The sequence below is a fragment of the Ruegeria sp. D6 genome (genome assembly GCF_056534365.1).
Genome location: NZ_JBQFPH010000002.1, coordinates 720,145 through 738,271 on the forward strand (window position 1 = coordinate 720,145; position 18,127 = coordinate 738,271).

The following is an 18,127-nucleotide window of genomic DNA, read 5'->3' on the forward strand; positions in this document are numbered from 1 at the left end:
TCATCGCTCCCGTCGCTGTGCGCGTTAACAGAGGACTGAGTGTAGCGACGAAGTCATTGTTTTAGAATTTCCAATCAAAACCTGCACACCTTGGTCAGGGGAAATCTGCAATTGCCAGTTACATCTGGCCGCATGAAACATATAATCGCAGATACACTGTTAGGGTGCGCCCCGGCGAACGGTTGATACCCATGTCATTGCACAAAGATGTTCAGCTTGACGCGTCATCCAAATCCGTCCCAAACCTCAAGCGTTTCTAACCCAGAACTACTAGCCGGCTTTCTTCTATGCCGCTGCAAGAATCTCAATTAAGCTCACGCACACAATCACGACTAAAAACTGCGCGCTCGCGAACTTTGCTGCTCTGCATTTTAAATTGAATAAGCTGTTGTAATGCGTCGATGAACATAAAAGATTGAAATAGAGTTCTCTTGGCTCGGTAGCTTCAGATACCCAGGAGAAACGAGTATGGGGAAAGCAGATATGACAAAACCTACTTCCGCTCAGAAAAAAATCTCGGAAAGGTTACCAGTTTATCTATCGTTGGCCTGTATCATATGCAGCTACCTTGTCTCCGCCGCTTCATTGCAAGCTTCTGAGCTTCCCTGGATCAAACTAGATAGAGAGGTTCAGGCGCCATCGGGTGCCAAATCACTCTGCAAAGATTATTCGTGGGCGTGCGCGAATACTCGTACTTCTGGTCTGCCAGAAGCGCGGGAGAAACAGATCGTTAAAGCGATTAACTTGCGCGTCAATCGGAGGATCCGCGCCGTTTCGGATCAAAACCAATACGGGACAAAGGAATACTGGACACTACCAATGCAGGGGTCAGGGGATTGCGAAGATTTCGCTTTGCAAAAGAAGTTTGAACTAATGCAGAACGGCTTGGATCCTACGAAGCTACTTATTGCGACTGTCTTAGACACCAATCGCAGTGGCCATGCAGTTTTAGTTTATCGCTCGAGTGAAGGCGATTTGATTCTGGACAATGTCACCAACAGGATCAAATCGTGGAAGGAAACGAGGTATCTTTTCCTACGAATACAGGACCCAAATCACCCTGATCGTTGGGTACAGGTTTCTAGCGGCTAAAAACAATGTGGCGCGCCCTAGAGACGCGCCACAATAAAATTTTGGTCCTGCGGCTACTGGTTGTTTCGCAGCAACCCAAGTTTAGGACACCGCTTCAAACTTTGGTCAAGCTTTCGCAGCGTTGTACAAACGCGGAGTCACCAGACCTGTAGTGTTCAAACCGCGCATCGCCTTGGCTGCCGCAAGCACTGCCAGATCAGCAATCGGCTCAATGACAATTACCAGCATATAAGCACCGCCAAAGGACAGAACCGACGCCATGGTTTCTGCGCCGAAACCCTGGCCGTAGAAGGCCCAGAACCCAACCCATGCGACTACTCCTCCCTGATACGTCGCACTTAGGGCAAGAGCTTGGCCATATTTGAGGTCAACATATGCTGTGCCGGGTGCGATGATGCGGCTGGCCAGTGCTTGTAGCGCAAATAGCGGCACCAGCAGAGTGGTCAGGTTGATGAAGTACTGCGGAAGATCGAACGGGGCAAAAAACACACCCTGAATCAGGAGACCAGCTGCCAATCCAAAAGCCGCGGGTGCAGCACCGAGAAGCAGAAACAGCGTCGACCCCAGGATGAAGTGGACTTCAGAGACACCAACCGGGAAATGCGGCAGGACTTCGAAGAAAAGGAAAACCCCAACGGTGGCGAGCACCGAGCGCATAACAAAAGATGCAGGTCCATTCGCACGCAATGTGGAAAACGTTTCTTTCGCTGCGTAAATAGCCGCACCTGCGGCGGTAACATAGGAAAGCGCGATTTTGGCACCATTCACGATGCCCGGTTCGATATGCATGTTCTTTCTCCCTACCGCCTCACCCGGCGGCTTGTCAGGTTGAATCGACCGTAAGGCCGACAGGTTCAGTCTGGGCATAGCCCGGCGCTTTACGGCAGGTCTCCTGACTCGCGGGTGCTCGCTCCGCCAACCTTCCCGGTTCCATTACGAACCAGTGGTGTCTTGGCATCGCTCTCCGCTCACAGTTGCGGGGGCAGTTACGGAATTGGCGCCATTGAAAACACCGAACCGTATTCCCTTTTAATCCTTTTGGCTTCAGCCATCAGGAACCGAAAACAATTCACCGCTACAATGGCGGCTTCGCCTGTGTCAATTGTCTTTGCGACCTATTCCAATGTAAACTCGACCGAAGCAGGATTCACGCAACCGGTCACTTGATCGACAGGGTAAACCAAGCGTTACCTGAAACCTCTTGAAGCTCTAGCTGCTAGAGGCTTTAAGATTCGGATTAATTCGCGATAGTGCGATCCAAATACGTTAAACTTGTGAACCAGGACGAGACCTATGCTTACAAGGCGCCATTTCATTCAATCCACCACAGCGCTGTTCTCGGCGTCTGCGGCCAGTCCATTGATCGCCAAAACCTGGCCAACCGCATCGCAGAAGACCTATTGGGACAGTCAGGTCACGCCAATTGGTTACGATCCAATGACCTCAAATCCGTGGGGTGTTCATGACCGTTTTTTACCAAGACGCGTCGCGGCAAATGATGGTTTGGTTCCAGGTGACATCCATGTGGATGCCGTCGCGCGCTATCTCTATCATATCGAAGAAGGCGGGACCGCAATGCGCTATGGCGTAGCGATCGCGCGTGGGAATCTTTACGAGCCCGGCACCTATGTTATCCGCCGAAAGGTCGAATGGCCACACTGGACACCAACCGCTTCAATGATCGAGCGCAACCCCGAATACGCGGAATTCCGGAATGGCATGGAGCCCGGGCCGAATAATGCTCTCGGCTCTCGTGCCCTTTATCTATACGTTGGAGACCGAGACACATATCTCAGAATTCACGGCACGCCTGAGCCAAGAAGCATCGGCGGTCGCGCAAGTTCTGGATGTGTGCGAATGATCATGGCTCATATCAATGACCTCTACCCAAACGTGAAAACCGGCTCGACCGCTTTCCTATACTCTGCCGAAGATAGCGTCACAGCCCGCTCATGAATATTGGGCAGCGTACATGGACGTCGCTGCCCTCATTTCGATCAGGCGTCGCGCGCAATGCAGATCGGAGCGCCATTCGTCGCGCGCAATGGTACCAATGTCGTCTCGACGGGTCCGCTGTGCTCATACCAAAAGCAATTGTCTTCGGGCAGGAGGCGCGCTGTGGTCAAATCCTGCGCCGGCCCTGCCAGCGCTACGACCGAATCTGGCACGTTGCCTGGTTCAAGTGCTTTGCTTTTGGCCCCAGTGAACTGGGCTGAGCAACCAGCCGTAATCGAGACTAACGTGATGGTAATTGCGATCCGTTTCTGCATTGATCTGTTCCAAATTTTTTGCGTCATCTGCAATTAGATTGCATCCACACGGCCGGCCCGCAAGACGAAATGAACTAACAATATCGCAGGCAAAGAACCCGGATGAAAAAAAATAAAAGGTATTGAAGCTCTAGTTACTGTAGGAACTATTTACAAAGGACCATAGAGATTCTTGAGGTCCAATCATGTCATCCGATACCCATAGCCACGACCATGGCCACGGAAACAAACATGGTCACCACGCATGCGGTAGCGGCGGGTGTGGCGACATCGCCCCCGCCGGTCCAATTCCTGAAGGTGGCAGAAGCTTTCAGGTCTCTGGCCTTGATTGCGCCGAAGAGGTTGCGATCCTGAACCGGGTTATCGGCCCGAAAGTTGGTGGTGAAGAGCATCTCGCATTTGATGTCATCAACGGTCGAATGACGCTTCTTGAAAGTGCTGCCAAGATATCTGACGAAGATGTCATGCTGCTGGTTGCCAGTACTGGTATGACCGCCAAACCATGGGATGACGGAAATGCCGCTCAGGACCAGGCGGCGCATATCGCGCGTCAGCGGCAGTTCACCACCCTCAGCGGAGGGTTTTGGGCAGCGGGTTTTGGCTGGCACATTTTCGAAACAGGCATGGGCGGTGCGCTCGGGCTGTTTTCGGGACATGGTGAGGTTCCGATGCCTTTGCCCGAGGCAGCTTTGTTCGCGGTCGCGATCTTGTTTGGCGTCTGGCTGGTGGCCCCTAAGGCCTGGTCTTCGGCGCGTCGACTTTCGCCGGATATGAACCTTTTGATGGTTGTTGCCGTCGCTGGTGCCATCGCTCTGGGTGAGTTTTTTGAAGCCGCAACTGTAGCATTTTTCTTCTCGCTCTCTCTTTATCTGGAAAGCTGGAGTGTCGGACGTGCTCGGAACGCGGTATCCGCGCTGCTTGATCTGGCCCCCCCGACGGTTCGGCTGGTTCGTGCTGACGGTTCTGAGGCAACGGTCCCGGCGGCGGATGTCTTTGTCGGTGACAGCTTCATCGTTCGCGGTGGGGATCGCATTCCACTTGACGGGGAAGTCATCGAAGGGGCCGGTGCCGTTGACCAGGCTCCAATCACAGGTGAAAGCGCGCTGATTCCCAAAGAGCTGGGTGATGAGGTCTATGCCGGCACAATCAATGGTGAAGGCACCCTCAAAATACGTGCGACGAAAACAGCGTCAGACACCGTGCTTGCCAAGATCATCCGGATGGTCGGTGATGCTCATGCTCGCCGTGCGCCGGTTGAGCAGTGGGTTACAAAATTTGCGCGGATTTATACGCCCATCGTTATGGTCGTCGCAGTGGCCATCGCCCTGATCCCACCGCTTGTATTTGGCGCATCGTGGGGCTTCTGGTTTTACAATGCACTTGTTCTGCTGGTTATCGCCTGCCCCTGTGCGCTCGTCATTTCCACACCGGTTTCAATCGTTGCGGCTTTGACCGCTTCGGCCCGGGCTGGGGTTCTGATTAAGGGCGGCGCATATATCGAGGCCCCCGGGCGTACCACCGCACTGGCCATGGACAAGACAGGCACGATCACCATGGGCGAGCCTGAAGTGGCCAATGTCTATCCGCTGGGCGCCGCATCCGAGCAGGAGCTGTTGGCGAACGCTGCAAGCCTCGAGGTTCGGTCTTCACACCCGCTGGCCCGCGCCATTTTGACCCGGGCAGAACAGACCGACATTTTGATATCGGCGGCTGAAGACATCCGAACCGTTCCCGGTCGTGGTCTGGAAGGCCGTACCGAGCGTGGAGATATCTGGCTTGGCTCCGACCGCTTCGCTGTAGAGAAAGGCTTTGGCGCGTCCATCCCTGCCGAGTTGCGCAACCAAATCGAAAACGCGGGAAGCACACTTGTTGTTGTCGGGGATGAGAACGGGTTAACCGGTTTGCTTGAGCTGCGGGACCGCATTCGACCCGAAGCCCGAAGCATCGTTGCCCGGCTTCATGCGCAGGACGTGGAGTCAATCATCATGCTGACTGGTGACAACGAACAAACAGCGAGAGCGGTAGCAGCCGAAGTCGGCATCGACGAAGTCCGGGCCCAACTTCTGCCGGAGGACAAAGTCGCTGCGATTGAGGAACTGGCAGAACAGCACGAGATGGTTGCGATGATCGGCGATGGCGTCAACGACGCGCCTGCGATGGCTCGGGCACATTATGCAGTTGCGATGGGTGCAGTTGGATCTGATGCTGCTATTGAGACTGCAGACATTGCTCTGATGACTGATGACATCGGCAAAGTACCCTGGCTGATCGATCATTCACGTCGAACCATGTCGATCATCCGTCAGAACATCGGCTTCTCACTTGCGACCAAAGCACTGTTTGTGACCCTTACCGGTTTTGGATTGGCATCAATGTGGGGTGCAATCGCCGCAGATGTCGGAGTGTCCTTGCTGGTCGTGGCTAACGCCTTGCGGCTTCTGAAAGCCTCGGAGGGTAACATACACTCAACAGGAACAGAAACCGTTGGAACGCCAGGTGAAAATGCTGAATTGGCGCATGGGCAGTAATCAGGCGCGCGGAACCTAAGATCGCGTGTGCTGTGGGATGCCCATTGAAATCAGCAACCCACAGCCGATTTTCGCAATCTATCACTGTGGCGTGGTGCCCGATATATCAATCAGTCCTGGGCTTTGTGTGGCATTTCATCCTGAAGATGAGGGACATTGACACTGATCTGGTTTCCCGGCGCCGCACTTTAATCAGTCAACTTCATCCTGAATGAGGGGGGTTAGTTTGGATCGCCCCACTGCCCCACCCTCTGCTACTGCCAGATCCATTGTCATCATCCTGTAATCACCGCGCATCCATGAAGAAAACAAGTTCTTGTAGAACCGCGAAAGCGGGTGTCCCGACTGCCCGGATGGTGTCAGAAAAAAGAAGCCTTTGTCTTCTGAAACAGACATGACGGCCTGAAAATTCGTGCCGATATTTGTTGCAAACGGTTTTTCGTCAGACATCCCGAATTGAGACGAGAGCAATGAATAAGGTCCTCCGGACTTCGGTTCCCGCGCAGATAACAACCCATTGAGGAATCCGGCTGGGCTAACCGCAGACCAATCCAGATTCACAATGTGTTCAGCTCCCCAGCTCCACGAAGAAAGGTCGGGACCGTAGCGCTCGGTTATCCAGACGAGCGCATCGTCGAGTGCGAGAACGATCCACTCGTCGCAGGTTTCGACACGAGTTGAGGTGCGATTGTCACACCACATCGCGGCCTCGTCTCTATTTGAAAGAACCGCGGCAAGAAAATATGGATTCGGATTTGTCCACAAATCACGCGCCGCAGGAAATTCATCCTGTAGAAATCGGCGTTGCAAAGCACGCGCCCATGCCCAGAATATTAATGGCTCCGGTGAAAAACGATCCATTTCACCGTTCCATTCAGCCAAGCGGTTCAAGGCATCCTGTCGGATTCCATCGAGCGGGTCGTCGGTTGCGGGGATCATGGGTGCAGAACGCCACAAGTCCGCTGCCATCAGAGGCAACAAGCTACGCGCTGCTGAACTAACGGTATCTTGTTGTACCGCCATAACACCATCAACTGAAAAAACGCGTTGGCGCGCATCAAGTTCTTTGAGCCTTTGCTGCCGAAGCAGGATTGCATCTTCATCGGAGATGCCCGGCCAGGTCATGACGTCTTCTTTGTCAATAACGACGGTCTCCAACCCGAACAGAGGCATTTCAGAGATCAACTTCACGGCGTCTTTTGCGGTGACTACCTGTGTCAGTCGGTAAAGAGTTTTCAAAAAGATATCGCTATCTACCCGTTCGGATGTGCCGTTTTGCAATTCAGGTTGCCCGGCATTTGAGTCCAAGGCCCAAGCAACGTCATTTGAACGACCCAGAACAACGAACGGAACGCCGGGCAAAGTCACCCCTGCTACTGCCCCCGAGGGAAATTGAAGATCAGCCATGTACCAGGTTGATGGGAGCGAAAGCGGCCCGCTAGTCTCGACCGCGAGAATTGGGGAATTGGAAACCGTTCGTTCACTGGTCAATGCCCAGGCACCAAGCCGAGCTTTTGGCGTGCTCTTGAGCAATCCAGGTGTTTTCGGTCTGTCGCCTGGAATTGACGCGCCGCCACTCTCGGCCTGCCGCAGATTGCCTAAGAACTGTTGAGTTATTCTGAGACTATCCTCTGGCCGCCAGGCCATGATGGTCTTTTCATCGTACAACAACAGTTCTGGTGCCTCCCGGCCACGCCGGTCTTTTGACACCTCCCCGATCCAGGCATTGACGCCAGCTGCATAGGCAATCAGCATTTCGGACAAAACTGGATCCATATCGCGATATCGCGGAACCGGTACTTTGCCCGAAGCGGACCGCCGTTCCCTTAACATCTGACCCAATCGATCCTGCGCATGAACGAAACCAAGTGCGAAATAGGCATCGGACGGGGATGAAGCCGAGATATGTGGGATCGCCATAGAGTCCCTCAGGACGTCCACAGAATCTTTCAAACCCTCTAACCTAAAATCTTCCTCATAGTCCGGAAGAGAAGCCAGCATGAGATATGTAGCCGTGCTGAAACAGACAGTAGCGATGAACAGGGCTGCCAGAACCAACCCAAGCACAATCCTGAGCAGCGCTTTCAATTTCAACCACCAATCGGATCAGCCTAGGACACCAGACGCACAACTACGATCGACAGAAAGAACGCAATCAGGCCACAAACGATGGCGTATCCTGCAGCATACTGAAGAATATCAAGGCTGTTGCCATTCCGGCGCTTTGCCAGGACCCCACCCCAAACGGCGCCAACCAAGGCACCCGCGATTGCCATCATCTTACATCCTCTGATTTTGTTCATTTGCGGTGCAGTTCACTTCAGGCGTTCAAACGGTCAAACTGATAGCCGCGCGTCTGAAGGCGTTCTGAAAGAACTCTCACGAGTTAGCTTCGCGTCTCTTGGCAGTGAGATCGCCCAGCTGCTTCTCAAGCTGTGCCCGTGCAATACTTAATCGCTTTTGCGCTGCTTCGTTTTCTACCTTGTCATTCGCAGCGGCAGCAAGTCGATCGTCAGAAAGCGGGTCTGTAGGGCGCCCGTCGACCAATACTTCATAATGAAGATTTGGGCCGGTCGCGGTGCCGCTCGACCCGACACGACCAACTACCTGGCCCGCCTCCACGCGCTGACCTTTGGTCAGACCATCGGCGGTTGCGCTAAGATGCGTGTATCGCGTGACCGTGTCCGATCCATGAGCGATTTCGACCACACGCCCATACCCCCCGCGCCAACCAATATAAGACACGCGGCCCGGGGCCGTCGCATGCACCGGAGTACCACGTGCGGCAGCAAAATCGACACCTGTATGCATCCGAACATTTCCGTAGACCGGGTGCTTCCGCCGACCAAAGACTGAACTCAGGCGCGCGCCCTCGACTGGCTGCGAGAAGACGCGAAGAAGCTCACCATCGACATAAATTGTGGCGCGGCCATTTTCGGCATCTGGCCATGCTATTTCATAAAGTTGGTCATCAACTTCCAGCGCCGCAAAAATGAGTTCTGGCTGGCCTGTTCTCTCGCCATCGATGCTCTTTTCGCGCCAGAGAAGACGGAGAGCTTCACCACCTGTCAGGTCCCTCCGAAAATCCACTGTCCCGCTCAGCATCTGCGCCAGATCCACCGCAAAACGAACCGGAATCTTTGCGCTACTCAGCGCATCTGAAATCGAAGTTTCGATCTCTGTTTTGCGGGCCAGAATGACGGTGTCGGGTTCTGGCGAGACCACGCGCGTGGACAACGTTTCGCTGAGAATCACCTCGATTCTTACACCATCTTCCACCGCAAGCTCCACGCTCTGCGGTTGATCCGCTGCGGTTGTAACGACTGTTATCGAGTGGCCCGGGCGCAAACGCTGCAAATCATATTCAGCGCCAAGCGCAAGTGCGATTTCGGCCCGATCGGTTGCGTTGATCCCGGCTTTAGACAGCAAACTGTCGAGCGTGTCACCCAACGCAAGTTCGCGCGTCCATGTCCGTGAAGGCGGTTCAACAGGTGGCAAAGGTTCCTCTGCCTGAATGGGTTCCGGTTGAGCAGGTCGAAACGAAACGGGGCTTGGAGCGAGTTCTGCTGATGGTACGTTCAGCAACGGAGCCGATGTGATCTGCGATTCCGCAGGAAGCTTGGGCACCGGAAAGACCGTGGGCGCAGGCGCCGTCACTTCAGACCGGTTCGAGGCAATGAACACGATCGAAGCAATTGAGACGCTGCTGATCGCTATTGCCGAGGTTGCTAGAAACCGTGCGTTCATGATGTTTTATCCGCTCCACTTTTCAAAGCACGACGGATCTTGGGCACAGCGAATTCTCTCTGCTCATGATAGTCGATGGTGCTGACAAATTCGCCTGTGGGGCTAAACAGAAATACACTTGCAGTGTGGTTCATTGTGTAGTCGCCATCTTCCATTGGAACTTTTTCATAAGTGGCGCGAAAATCGTCTGCGGCCTGAGCGATTTGGTCCGAAACGCCGACCCACCCACGGACAGCCGGATGAAAGTAGCTGACATAATCGGCCATGGCATCGACCGTGTCCCTTTCAGGGTCTACGGTTATGAACACGACGTTCAATTCATCCGCGTCATTGCCCAGATCATCCAGCCAGAGGGAAATATCCGAAAGAGTCGTCGGGCAAACATCCGGGCAGTAGGTAAAGCCGAAGAACACCATTGTTGCACGTCCAACCAGCGATTGCGGGGTGACGGGGGTCCCTTCGTGATCAACCATGCGAAAGTTCATCTCCGACAACGCAAGGGGACGAAGACGATCAGATTGAGCCGCTCCCGGCCCATCCACTTGCCACCATCCAGCAAAGAGTGTCAGGCCGACTGCACCAAGTCCCGCAGCCCCGAATGTGAGAACGCGTCGCCGCTGCATCAGTTCTCGGGGCCTCGCGCAGCAATACCAAATATCGGCACGTTGACGGTCTTTTCTGTGCCATCAGCAAAGATCAGAGTCAGCGCAAAACTCTCGCCTTCGGTCATAGGGCGTTGCAGCCGCATGAGCATAGCGTGGAGCCCGCCCGGCTCAAGCGCTACGGAACCACCCGGCGCAATTTCCAGCTCGCCAGCTGGTGCCATGGAACTGACGCCCTCTGCATTGGTCGATGTCTGATGGATCTCGGGCATCATCGCAAGATCGGTGCGGATAGACGTCAGCGTGACGGCCTCATTGCCGGTGTTGCGGATCGTCATGTAAGCGGCCCCCGGCCGGTTGGTGCCGATAGACGCGCGCGACCAGGCACCTTCAACGACAACATCGCCGCCCCCTGCCAGTGCAGGTGCCGATAGAATGGCAGTGGTGCCGAATGCGGCAAGCATACCTGCCAGAAGTGTATTTTTTGCAGTGAGTCTCATAGTACCTCTCGCTACTGCTCAGCTTTGCAGTGCTGCAACTTCTGCAGCGACCAGGCGTCTCAATTCAGCCTCACCAAACGGATCCAGAGATTTGCCATTGACGAAGAATGTCGGAGTTTGCCTTATACCGACCGCTTCGACATCAGCGCGATCCTGATTGAGAACACCAACTGTCTGGGGCGCAAGCATTTGTGCCTGCGCTGCCTCGGCATCCAGTCCCGCCGCTGCTGCAATTCGAATAATAAGACCAGGCTCAGGCGCACCATGCGCGGCCCATTTGGGCTGCTCTCGCAGCACGGCTTCCAGGACCGGTTCAAAGACCCCCTGCATGCGTGCCGCTTCAAGCACGCGGATCGCCTCCTCTGAGCCTTCGCCATGGAAAGGGGTGTACCGGATCACAACACGCACGGCGTCTCCATGCTGAGCCATTATGTCCTTCACGACCGGATGAAAGGCACGGCAGGCTTCACAAGCCGGATCGAAAAATTCGACAATTGTAACCGGTGCGTCTTTAGGGCCGAGAACAGGCGAGTAAGAACGGATAAGTGTTTCAGCGATTTCGGGTGCGACAGGCTCGGTATTGCCTGAAGCAGTCGTTCGGTTCACGTACCAGGCGGCAGTTCCGAAACCGGCACCACCAAATGCGAGAACGGACAAAATCAGGCCTCGTCTGTTCATACTTGTTTCTCCTTGAGTGAAAGGGCGCACAGAACGCCGATTAGCACGAATGAAACGAGCGCCATCAGCGGAATCGGGATGCCCAAAACAGATTGATTTGCGTCGGTGCAGGACGGACCACTCGCCGAGCATGGTTGGATTTTTTCGGGGATCAGGCCAGCATACAGGCCCATGTGCCACAAGGCGACAGCAGCGCCCCCCAATGCCAGTACTATTCCGTAGCGGCCCACGTTCTGGTCCTGCCACCACAGGCCAAGCCCCAGTACGATCGCCAATGGGAACATGAACGCACGCTGGAACCAGCAAAGCACACAGGGCGTCTGCCCCAGGATCTCTCCAATGAACAGAACAGAAAGAGAAGCAACCAAGGCAATCGCCCAGGCCAAGCCGAGAAGTGTATCTTTGGAAAACCGGGTCATGGTGCTCAGAGTCTCTGTTTCAGATCCGCAAGAATTTCTTCGGCAGGCGTGCCATATGACCAGGACTGGACGAATCCAGCGTCCTTGTTGAACAGAAACAGATGAGAGGTATGCCCCATCGTATATCCATCCGGCGCAGTGGCTTGTTCGATCCGTTCGTAGAATATCGGGAAGGTCTTGGACGTTTGCGCAATCTGTTCTGGCGTGCCTGTAAGCCCAATGATCCCCGCATCGAAAAGTGGTACATACTCGGCCAGGACTGCCGGGGTGTCGCGTTCGGGGTCAATGGATACGAAGATAGGTTGCACTTGGTTTGATTGGCTTCCCAGCCCTTCCTGCACTGCTGCTACCTCAGACAGTGTTGTCGGGCATACGTCCGGGCAGTTGGTGAACCCGAAAAACACCAACATCCACTTGCCTGCAAAGTCGTTCTGAGTACGAACAACGCCAGAGTGATCTGTCAGTTCGAACCTGGCTTCGAACGGGACAGACCCCTCCTCAATCCGCGCAGGTCTATACTCTGACCACAGCATCAGATAGGCAAATGCCGCCGTTGCGACACCAGCCAGTACCCATAAGATTTTTTGAAATACGGTCAGTTTCAAAGTTAGCCGTCCGCCTGTGATTCTTGGTTCAGAACGGCATGTACACCCTCTACCTGCTAGAGGTTCAAAGGGGATTTTGAGCCTGCGGCTGGGTGTCACAGGTCCAACGTCTGGAAGGTGCTATTGTGCGGCGTCAACCCGAGCCTACATAAGCTGTAGCTTTGAAAGGAGACCCAGATGCTGACGATCGGAACGCTTGGAAAAAAGACCGGAACCAAGGTTCAGACGATCCGCTACTACGAGCAGATCGGACTTATGCCGGAACCGGGGCGCACCGAAGGTGGCCAGCGGCGTTATGGCCATACCGAACTGGATCGCCTGGCTTTTATCCGTCACGCCCGCCAATTGGGGTTTTCGCTTGAGGCGATACGCGAACTGCTTGATTTGTCCGACGATCCGGATCGCCCATGTCATGAAGCCGACAGTATTGCGCGCCGACAACTCAAACAAATTGAGCAAAGAATGGCGCGGCTAGAAGCGTTGCGGACCGAACTGGAGCGCATGGTGCATGAATGCAGTGGCGGCAACACCTCGGATTGTCGTGTACTCGAAGTTTTACGCGATCATTCCGAATGTCTTACTGATCACGAAGACATCGGCGCGTAACCGTGGGCAGCGTTGTTGCGAACTGGAAATAGCCTCTTGAAGCTACAGTCACTGTAGCAATTACAAGTCTTTCTGAGTTGATTCGACGAGAGACCAAATGCTGAACCGAGACCCGTTGTTAACCGCCACACCTCTGCTTGATTTTGAAACACCCGCAATTTTGGGACTCATAACGGAACGGCGCTGGCCCGATCTGCCTGTCTCGGATCGAATTGGCGCTATTTATGATTTCGTGCGTAACGAGATTGCCTTTGGTTACAACCGTGCTGACGATATCCCGGCTTCAGAGGTGCTCGCTAACGGCTTTGGGCAATGCAATACCAAGGGCACGCTTTTGATGGCACTGTTTCGCGGCAGCGGTATTCGATGCCGTTTGCATGGCTTTATGATCCACAAAGAGTTGCAGAGGGGTGTGGTCCCCGAATTGATTTATCCGCTGGCGCCAGAAGAAATCTTGCATTCGTGGGTCGAAGTTGAAGTAGGCGATCGTTGGGTCAACCTCGAGGGATTTATTCTGGATCAGCCATACCTGGAGGCGTTGCAGCGTAACTTTGCAGAAACAGAAAGCCTGTGCGGTTACGGGGCGGGCACCGGTTGTTTGAGCGACCCTCAGGTCGAATGGGAAGGTCGTGACACGTACATTCAGAAAACCGGCATCGTGCAGGATTTTGGCGTTTTTGATACTCCGGATGCGTTCTATGCTGACCATGCGCAAAGTTTCGGGAGCATTCGTGGTTGGCTCTATCGCTTCATATTCCGCCACTGGATGAACGCGCGCGTACGTTCCTTCCGCAATGGGAAGCTGAAGGCTCGAATGGCCGCCACGCATACACACGGAAATGCATAGCGGGGCTTCAACTGAAGCGCTTTTGCAAGGCCGTATTCAGTGCCTCTGACAATAAAACCAAAACGATGATTGCCAACGTCACGGTCGCAGCCTTTTCATACTGAAACGACCGTACGTAGGTTTGTACATACAACCCGATGCCACCGGCACCGACAATGCCCAGTATCAGGCTTTCGCGCAGATTTAGCTCAAACCGAAATACGGTATCGCGCATGATCACAGGCGCCATCTGCGGCCAGATTGCCCAACGCAACTGTTGAATTCTGTTGGCCCCTGCGCTTTCAAGCGCCGCCACAGGAGCGGTGGCAACATTGTCGATGGCTTCTGCATAGAACTTTGCCAACATGCCGGTCGCGTGAAATGTGATTGCCAGTATACCGGGAAGCGGGCCCAACCCAACAGCGCCCACCATTAGCATAGCGACCAGGATCAGTGGGATCGACCGGATAACCGCAAGCAAGGCACGGACGGGACGCCAGATCGCTGCGGGCACCATAGTTTCAGAGGCCAAAACGGCCAGTCCCGCCGACAGGATCACAGCGAACAATGTTCCCAGAATGGCGATCCTCAGTGTCTCCGCCAGCCCGGTCAGAACCTCGCGCCAAACGGACAGGTCAGGTGGGATCATACGCCCCAAAAACTCTGCCAGACGGGGCCCTGCGCCTGGCAGCTTGCCCAATCCCATATCCCCGCTGGTCAGCGACCACAGGATCGCCAGTACCAGCATGATCCAAATGACAGATCGGCACATCAACTGACTACACGCAGTCCCGATGTTACACTGGCGCCGTGATACAGCTCGTCGATGTCCCCGCTGGTCAACTGAGCCGACGGTTTGTCGAACAATACCACGCCGTCTCGCAGGCCTATGATGCGCTCAGCAAAGCGGCGTGACAGGTCGGGCTGATGCGAGCTGAAAATGACGCCGATTTCGCGACTACGTGCAGAGCTGGTGATCAAGCTCAGAATGCGTTCGGCGTGAGCAGGGTCCAAATTGCTGACGGGCTCATCCGCAAGGATCAACTCGGGTTCTTGTGCCAGACATCTGGCAATCGCAACGCGCTGCCGTTGTCCACCCGACAACTGATCGGCACGGCGGCTTGCCAGGTCTGACAGCCCCGTATCCTGAAGCGCTCGTGTCACGCACATGTGGTCCTCTTCCCGAAACCGACCCCAAAGTGAGGACCAGATAGTCATCCGGCCCATCCGACCGTTCATCACATTCTGATAAACACTCTGCCGATCAACCAATGCGAATTCCTGGAAGACAAAGCCAGTATTGGCACGGTCCTCGCGGGATGGAATTCCTGTTGCCAAAAGTGACTTGCCCAGCACCTGGGCCTCGCCCTGCCAACCGCTCGAACGACCATCCAACAACGCCAGCAACGTTGATTTGCCCGCACCCGAAGGACCGAGTAGCGCGACGCTTTCACCAGGCTGCACCGACAGCGAAACATCTGAAAGAGCTGCCGCACTGGCAAAGTGCTGCGATACCGCGTTGAGTGAAACTATAGGGTTCATTTCAGAAACCCATACCGCCGCGCAGTCTCGCGCACGCCTTCGTAAACCGACGGGTCAGCAGGAAGATAGCCGTCTGGGCCATAGAGGTAGGCCAACAGATGACGGTTCTCACTCTCGTTGAGGCGCAGCATGGTTTCAATGAACTTTGCCTGCAGCCCGGCGTCCAGATCAGGGCGGGCAATGATTGCGTGGCTGGGAATTTGTTCTGATTCCGCCAGCACCTTGACCTCGGCCTGCTGATCCGGGGTCAGATAGAGATCTGCATACTGGCTCGCGCCTGCCGCATCGACCAGTCCGTTGGCCATGGCCTGCATCGCTTGCTGATATCCGCCAGCAAAGAATTTCTGCCCGAAAAAGCTGTCGGCATCGCCCGTGCCCGAGAACAGCCCGGCGCGCACAAACAGATCAAGCGGATAGATGTAACCGGATTCCGAGACCGGATCGGAAAAGGCAATGTCACGTCCCCGGAGATCGGCCAACGTTTCGATTCCGCTGTCACGCCGAACGAAGACCCGGCCCGAATAGCTGGGTTGCCCGCGATATACCTCGGACAAAAGCGGTACGGCGCCGATCTGGTCTTCGGCCAACACAAAGGGCAACGCTCCCATGAACGAGATATCGGCATCACCGTTGCGCAGCGCCTCAACGGCAGCAGCGTGGTCGAACGTGACAAACCCCGTGACCGGGACGCCCATCTGCTCTGAAAACCAGCCGGTGATGACGTTGATGTCACCCAATAGCTTTTCGGGGTTCTCCTGCGGGATGAAGGCCAGCTTCAGCCCCTGATCAGTTGCAGCCATTACGGGCAGGGCTGCAGATGCGGCTGCAGCGACCAGAAAATTGCGGCGCGACAACATCAGAACATCCTCTCGTCAATTTCGGCCTGCATGGACTTGAACAGTTCCCACTGGCGGATGGCTTCGGTCCAGTTTCCTTCGGCGCTGGCATCGCCAACCGCTCGCAGGATCGCGGCGAATTCGTAGATTTCGGGCTTGGCGTTCTGATTGACCATGACACTGGCATCCGCGGCCAGATCAGGAGCTACCGTGTCGATCAGAACCGCTATGTTTTCGGCATCCTGCATCGGCAGCAGGGTATCGAGCGTGCTGGCGAATGTCGTCAGCTCCTCCCAGGACAAGCGGAATACGCTGTTGCGACCTTCGAATACTTGATAGGGGTCTTCACCGTCTCCAACAGCTTCGACGTAGGCCGTCAGATCTGCGCGCTGTGCTTCGTCCAAACCCAAATTTTTGGTGTCATTGAACCAGTCAACAACGCTGGCCAGCGTCGGCAGCGATCCGTCATGCATGTAAGGTGCAGTGAAATTGACGTTGCGCAGCGTCGGGGTTTCGAACGCAGAAGCCGTGCCGCCGGGGAATGGTGGTTCAGCGCTGCCGATGTCGTAGGTCAGACCATCGCGGAACTGACGGTCAGGCCTGTGACACGAAGCGCAGGATTTGTCACCAAGTCCGGCAAACTTTGAGTTGAACAGCACCTCCCCGCGCTTGGCGGCGTCTGACGCCAGATCGGTCAGCTTGCCGGACCGATCGATCTTAGGGTTGGGAAGAAAGTCGAACTGTTTGACATAGGCTTCCAGCGCATCCAGTTGAAACGGCGTTGGCTCCTTTCCCGCGAATTCGGTCACAATCACATTTCGGATGAACCGGCGCAGGCTGGGTTCGCGCCCGTCGCGGCCATAAGGTGCGGTAAAGCGGATGCCACGCATGGAAGGCGTGTCCAAGTGATCATCGGTCCGGTCATTGAACATTGGATTGAAGAACGATCCGTCCACATCCATCCCACCCGGATGGGATGAAAGGCCCGGAATGAAGAAATCCCGGTTCACGTCGGAGCGGTTGTGGCAGGTCGAGCAGGCGATGCCTAACTCGCGCGCCGGGCCGCCGAAGATTTCAGGGCTATCGAACAGCATATCGCCATAGGCCACCAGCGGTAGATTGGCTTCATCCTCACCCGCCTCTTCAAACTGAAGAACCAGCTGCGGCAGCTGCGCCTGATCTCCGATGTTCGACCCTGGCGGCAGCGTGGCGGGCATTGTGATTTGTTCGCCGGAAAGCACAACTGTTTCAGGCAGCGGTGTTAACTTGTCGCGTTGGGCATACTCGGATGGCAGATAGTTGGCACGAATATAGGCAGCGACAATGGCCTGAGCCTCCGCAAATTGGTCGACATCCACCGTTTGTGCACCATTGCCCAGTACTCCTGCGCTGCCAAGGGTGGAGTTCAGAACCAGCCATGCCCGGCCCAGATCGCGAGCCGCCGACGCATCCGCAGCCTTGATACCATCTTCGAATGCGCGGAACAGAGCTGCCGCTTGTGCAACCTCGCGGGCCGCCTCAGGCTGACCCAGCGCGGTCTTTGCGACATCCAGATGGCGCAGAATTCCCTCAGCAATGGCAATTGTGCTTGCTTCGAACAGCGCCTGGAGATCTTCGGCTTCCATAGCTTGGTTGATCGCAAGCGCCTCTTTGTCGGAAACGCGTGACAATGGAGCGACCTGAATGTCACTGCCAGGTGCGGGCGAGGTCCAACTCCTCTCAATTTCATCCCAGGGAACCGGGGTTAGATTTCCCATGAACAAGGTCAGTCGATACGCGGCAGCGCGCGGAGCCCAAGGAGATTCTTCAATCGCCGTGGCATCCGCGATCACTGGCAATGCACAAAGAAGTGTGGACGCTATCAGATATTTCATAG

Annotated in this window: 19 protein-coding genes and 1 riboswitch; of the genes, 5 read left to right on the forward strand and 14 right to left on the reverse strand. The window is 55.1% G+C overall.

Annotated features, from left to right (window positions below):
- Positions 1–468: 468 nt before the first annotated feature.
- Positions 469–1,092 (forward strand): transglutaminase-like cysteine peptidase, encoded by a 624-nt coding sequence (locus ACR0A1_RS11070; protein WP_480790560.1) that lies wholly within the window; start codon positions 469–471, stop codon positions 1,090–1,092.
- Between the two features lie 105 nt (positions 1,093–1,197).
- Here ACR0A1_RS11070 and ACR0A1_RS11075 read toward each other — a convergent pair whose 3' ends face one another.
- Complete coding sequence (locus tag ACR0A1_RS11075; protein WP_480867472.1) at positions 1,198–1,881, reverse strand: energy-coupling factor ABC transporter permease; 684 nt, start codon at positions 1,879–1,881, stop codon at positions 1,198–1,200.
- Positions 1,882–1,957: 76 nt separating this feature from the next.
- Positions 1,958–2,170: riboswitch (cobalamin riboswitch) on the reverse strand.
- A 215-nt stretch (positions 2,171–2,385) separates the two neighbouring features.
- Between ACR0A1_RS11075 and ACR0A1_RS11080 the strand changes: the two genes are divergently transcribed.
- Positions 2,386–3,048: a L,D-transpeptidase gene (locus tag ACR0A1_RS11080; protein ID WP_170402530.1), complete on the forward strand. Its 663-nt coding sequence runs from the start codon at positions 2,386–2,388 to the stop codon at positions 3,046–3,048.
- Between the two features lie 41 nt (positions 3,049–3,089).
- Here the strand turns inward: ACR0A1_RS11080 and ACR0A1_RS11085 are convergent, their stop codons facing one another.
- Entirely contained in the window at positions 3,090–3,362 is a 273-nt protein-coding gene (locus ACR0A1_RS11085; RefSeq protein WP_170392939.1) for a hypothetical protein, read from the reverse strand.
- Between the two features lie 185 nt (positions 3,363–3,547).
- Between ACR0A1_RS11085 and ACR0A1_RS11090 the strand changes: the two genes are divergently transcribed.
- On the forward strand, positions 3,548–5,890 hold the full coding sequence (locus ACR0A1_RS11090; protein ID WP_480867475.1) for a heavy metal translocating P-type ATPase: 2,343 nt from the start codon (positions 3,548–3,550) through the stop codon (positions 5,888–5,890).
- Between the two features lie 192 nt (positions 5,891–6,082).
- Here ACR0A1_RS11090 and ACR0A1_RS11095 read toward each other — a convergent pair whose 3' ends face one another.
- From ACR0A1_RS11095 to ACR0A1_RS11130, 8 genes are all read right to left on the reverse strand, one after another.
- A complete protein-coding gene (locus ACR0A1_RS11095) occupies positions 6,083–7,978 on the reverse strand; it encodes a penicillin acylase family protein (protein WP_480867477.1) in 1,896 nt (631 codons plus the stop codon).
- 23 nt (positions 7,979–8,001) lie between these two features.
- Entirely contained in the window at positions 8,002–8,169 is a 168-nt protein-coding gene (locus ACR0A1_RS11100; RefSeq protein WP_480867478.1) for a hypothetical protein, read from the reverse strand.
- 100 nt (positions 8,170–8,269) lie between these two features.
- Positions 8,270–9,637: a peptidoglycan DD-metalloendopeptidase family protein gene (locus ACR0A1_RS11105; RefSeq protein WP_480867480.1), complete on the reverse strand. Its 1,368-nt coding sequence runs from the start codon at positions 9,635–9,637 to the stop codon at positions 8,270–8,272.
- Positions 9,634–10,260, reverse strand: a complete 627-nt coding sequence (locus ACR0A1_RS11110; RefSeq protein ID WP_480867482.1) for an SCO family protein — start codon at positions 10,258–10,260, stop codon at positions 9,634–9,636. Before ACR0A1_RS11110 ends, ACR0A1_RS11105 begins: the two co-directional genes overlap by 4 nt.
- Positions 10,260–10,739: a copper chaperone PCu(A)C gene (locus ACR0A1_RS11115; protein WP_480867484.1), complete on the reverse strand. Its 480-nt coding sequence runs from the start codon at positions 10,737–10,739 to the stop codon at positions 10,260–10,262. Before ACR0A1_RS11115 ends, ACR0A1_RS11110 begins: the two co-directional genes overlap by 1 nt.
- A gap of 18 nt (positions 10,740–10,757) precedes the next feature.
- Positions 10,758–11,417: a DsbA family protein gene (locus ACR0A1_RS11120; protein WP_480867485.1), complete on the reverse strand. Its 660-nt coding sequence runs from the start codon at positions 11,415–11,417 to the stop codon at positions 10,758–10,760.
- Positions 11,414–11,836, reverse strand: coding sequence for a disulfide bond formation protein B (locus tag ACR0A1_RS11125; RefSeq protein ID WP_480867487.1), 423 nt, complete (start codon positions 11,834–11,836; stop codon positions 11,414–11,416). The genes ACR0A1_RS11120 and ACR0A1_RS11125 overlap by 4 nt, the downstream gene beginning before the upstream one ends.
- A gap of 5 nt (positions 11,837–11,841) precedes the next feature.
- Entirely contained in the window at positions 11,842–12,441 is a 600-nt protein-coding gene (locus ACR0A1_RS11130; RefSeq protein WP_370644311.1) for an SCO family protein, read from the reverse strand.
- A 177-nt stretch (positions 12,442–12,618) separates the two neighbouring features.
- On the opposite strand from ACR0A1_RS11130, the gene ACR0A1_RS11135 reads away from it, so the two are divergent.
- Complete coding sequence (locus ACR0A1_RS11135; RefSeq protein WP_170392752.1) at positions 12,619–13,047, forward strand: MerR family transcriptional regulator; 429 nt, start codon at positions 12,619–12,621, stop codon at positions 13,045–13,047.
- 97 nt (positions 13,048–13,144) lie between these two features.
- The gene (locus ACR0A1_RS11140; protein WP_480763718.1) at positions 13,145–13,894 is read left to right on the forward strand and encodes a transglutaminase-like domain-containing protein; all 750 of its coding nucleotides are present in this window, start codon (positions 13,145–13,147) and stop codon (positions 13,892–13,894) included.
- A 7-nt stretch (positions 13,895–13,901) separates the two neighbouring features.
- Here ACR0A1_RS11140 and phnE read toward each other — a convergent pair whose 3' ends face one another.
- The 4 genes from phnE to ACR0A1_RS11160 are packed head-to-tail and all read right to left on the reverse strand — an operon-like array spanning position 13,902 to position 18,125.
- Positions 13,902–14,645, reverse strand: a complete 744-nt coding sequence (gene phnE / locus ACR0A1_RS11145) for a phosphonate ABC transporter, permease protein PhnE (RefSeq protein ID WP_480867490.1) — start codon at positions 14,643–14,645, stop codon at positions 13,902–13,904.
- Positions 14,645–15,415, reverse strand: a complete 771-nt coding sequence (locus tag ACR0A1_RS11150; RefSeq protein WP_480867492.1) for a phosphonate ABC transporter ATP-binding protein — start codon at positions 15,413–15,415, stop codon at positions 14,645–14,647. Before ACR0A1_RS11150 ends, phnE begins: the two co-directional genes overlap by 1 nt.
- Complete coding sequence (locus ACR0A1_RS11155) at positions 15,412–16,272, reverse strand: phosphate/phosphite/phosphonate ABC transporter substrate-binding protein (RefSeq protein ID WP_480867494.1); 861 nt, start codon at positions 16,270–16,272, stop codon at positions 15,412–15,414. Before ACR0A1_RS11155 ends, ACR0A1_RS11150 begins: the two co-directional genes overlap by 4 nt.
- Positions 16,272–18,125, reverse strand: coding sequence for a cytochrome c peroxidase (locus ACR0A1_RS11160; protein WP_480867496.1), 1,854 nt, complete (start codon positions 18,123–18,125; stop codon positions 16,272–16,274). The genes ACR0A1_RS11155 and ACR0A1_RS11160 overlap by 1 nt, the downstream gene beginning before the upstream one ends.
- Positions 18,126–18,127 lie beyond the last annotated feature (2 nt).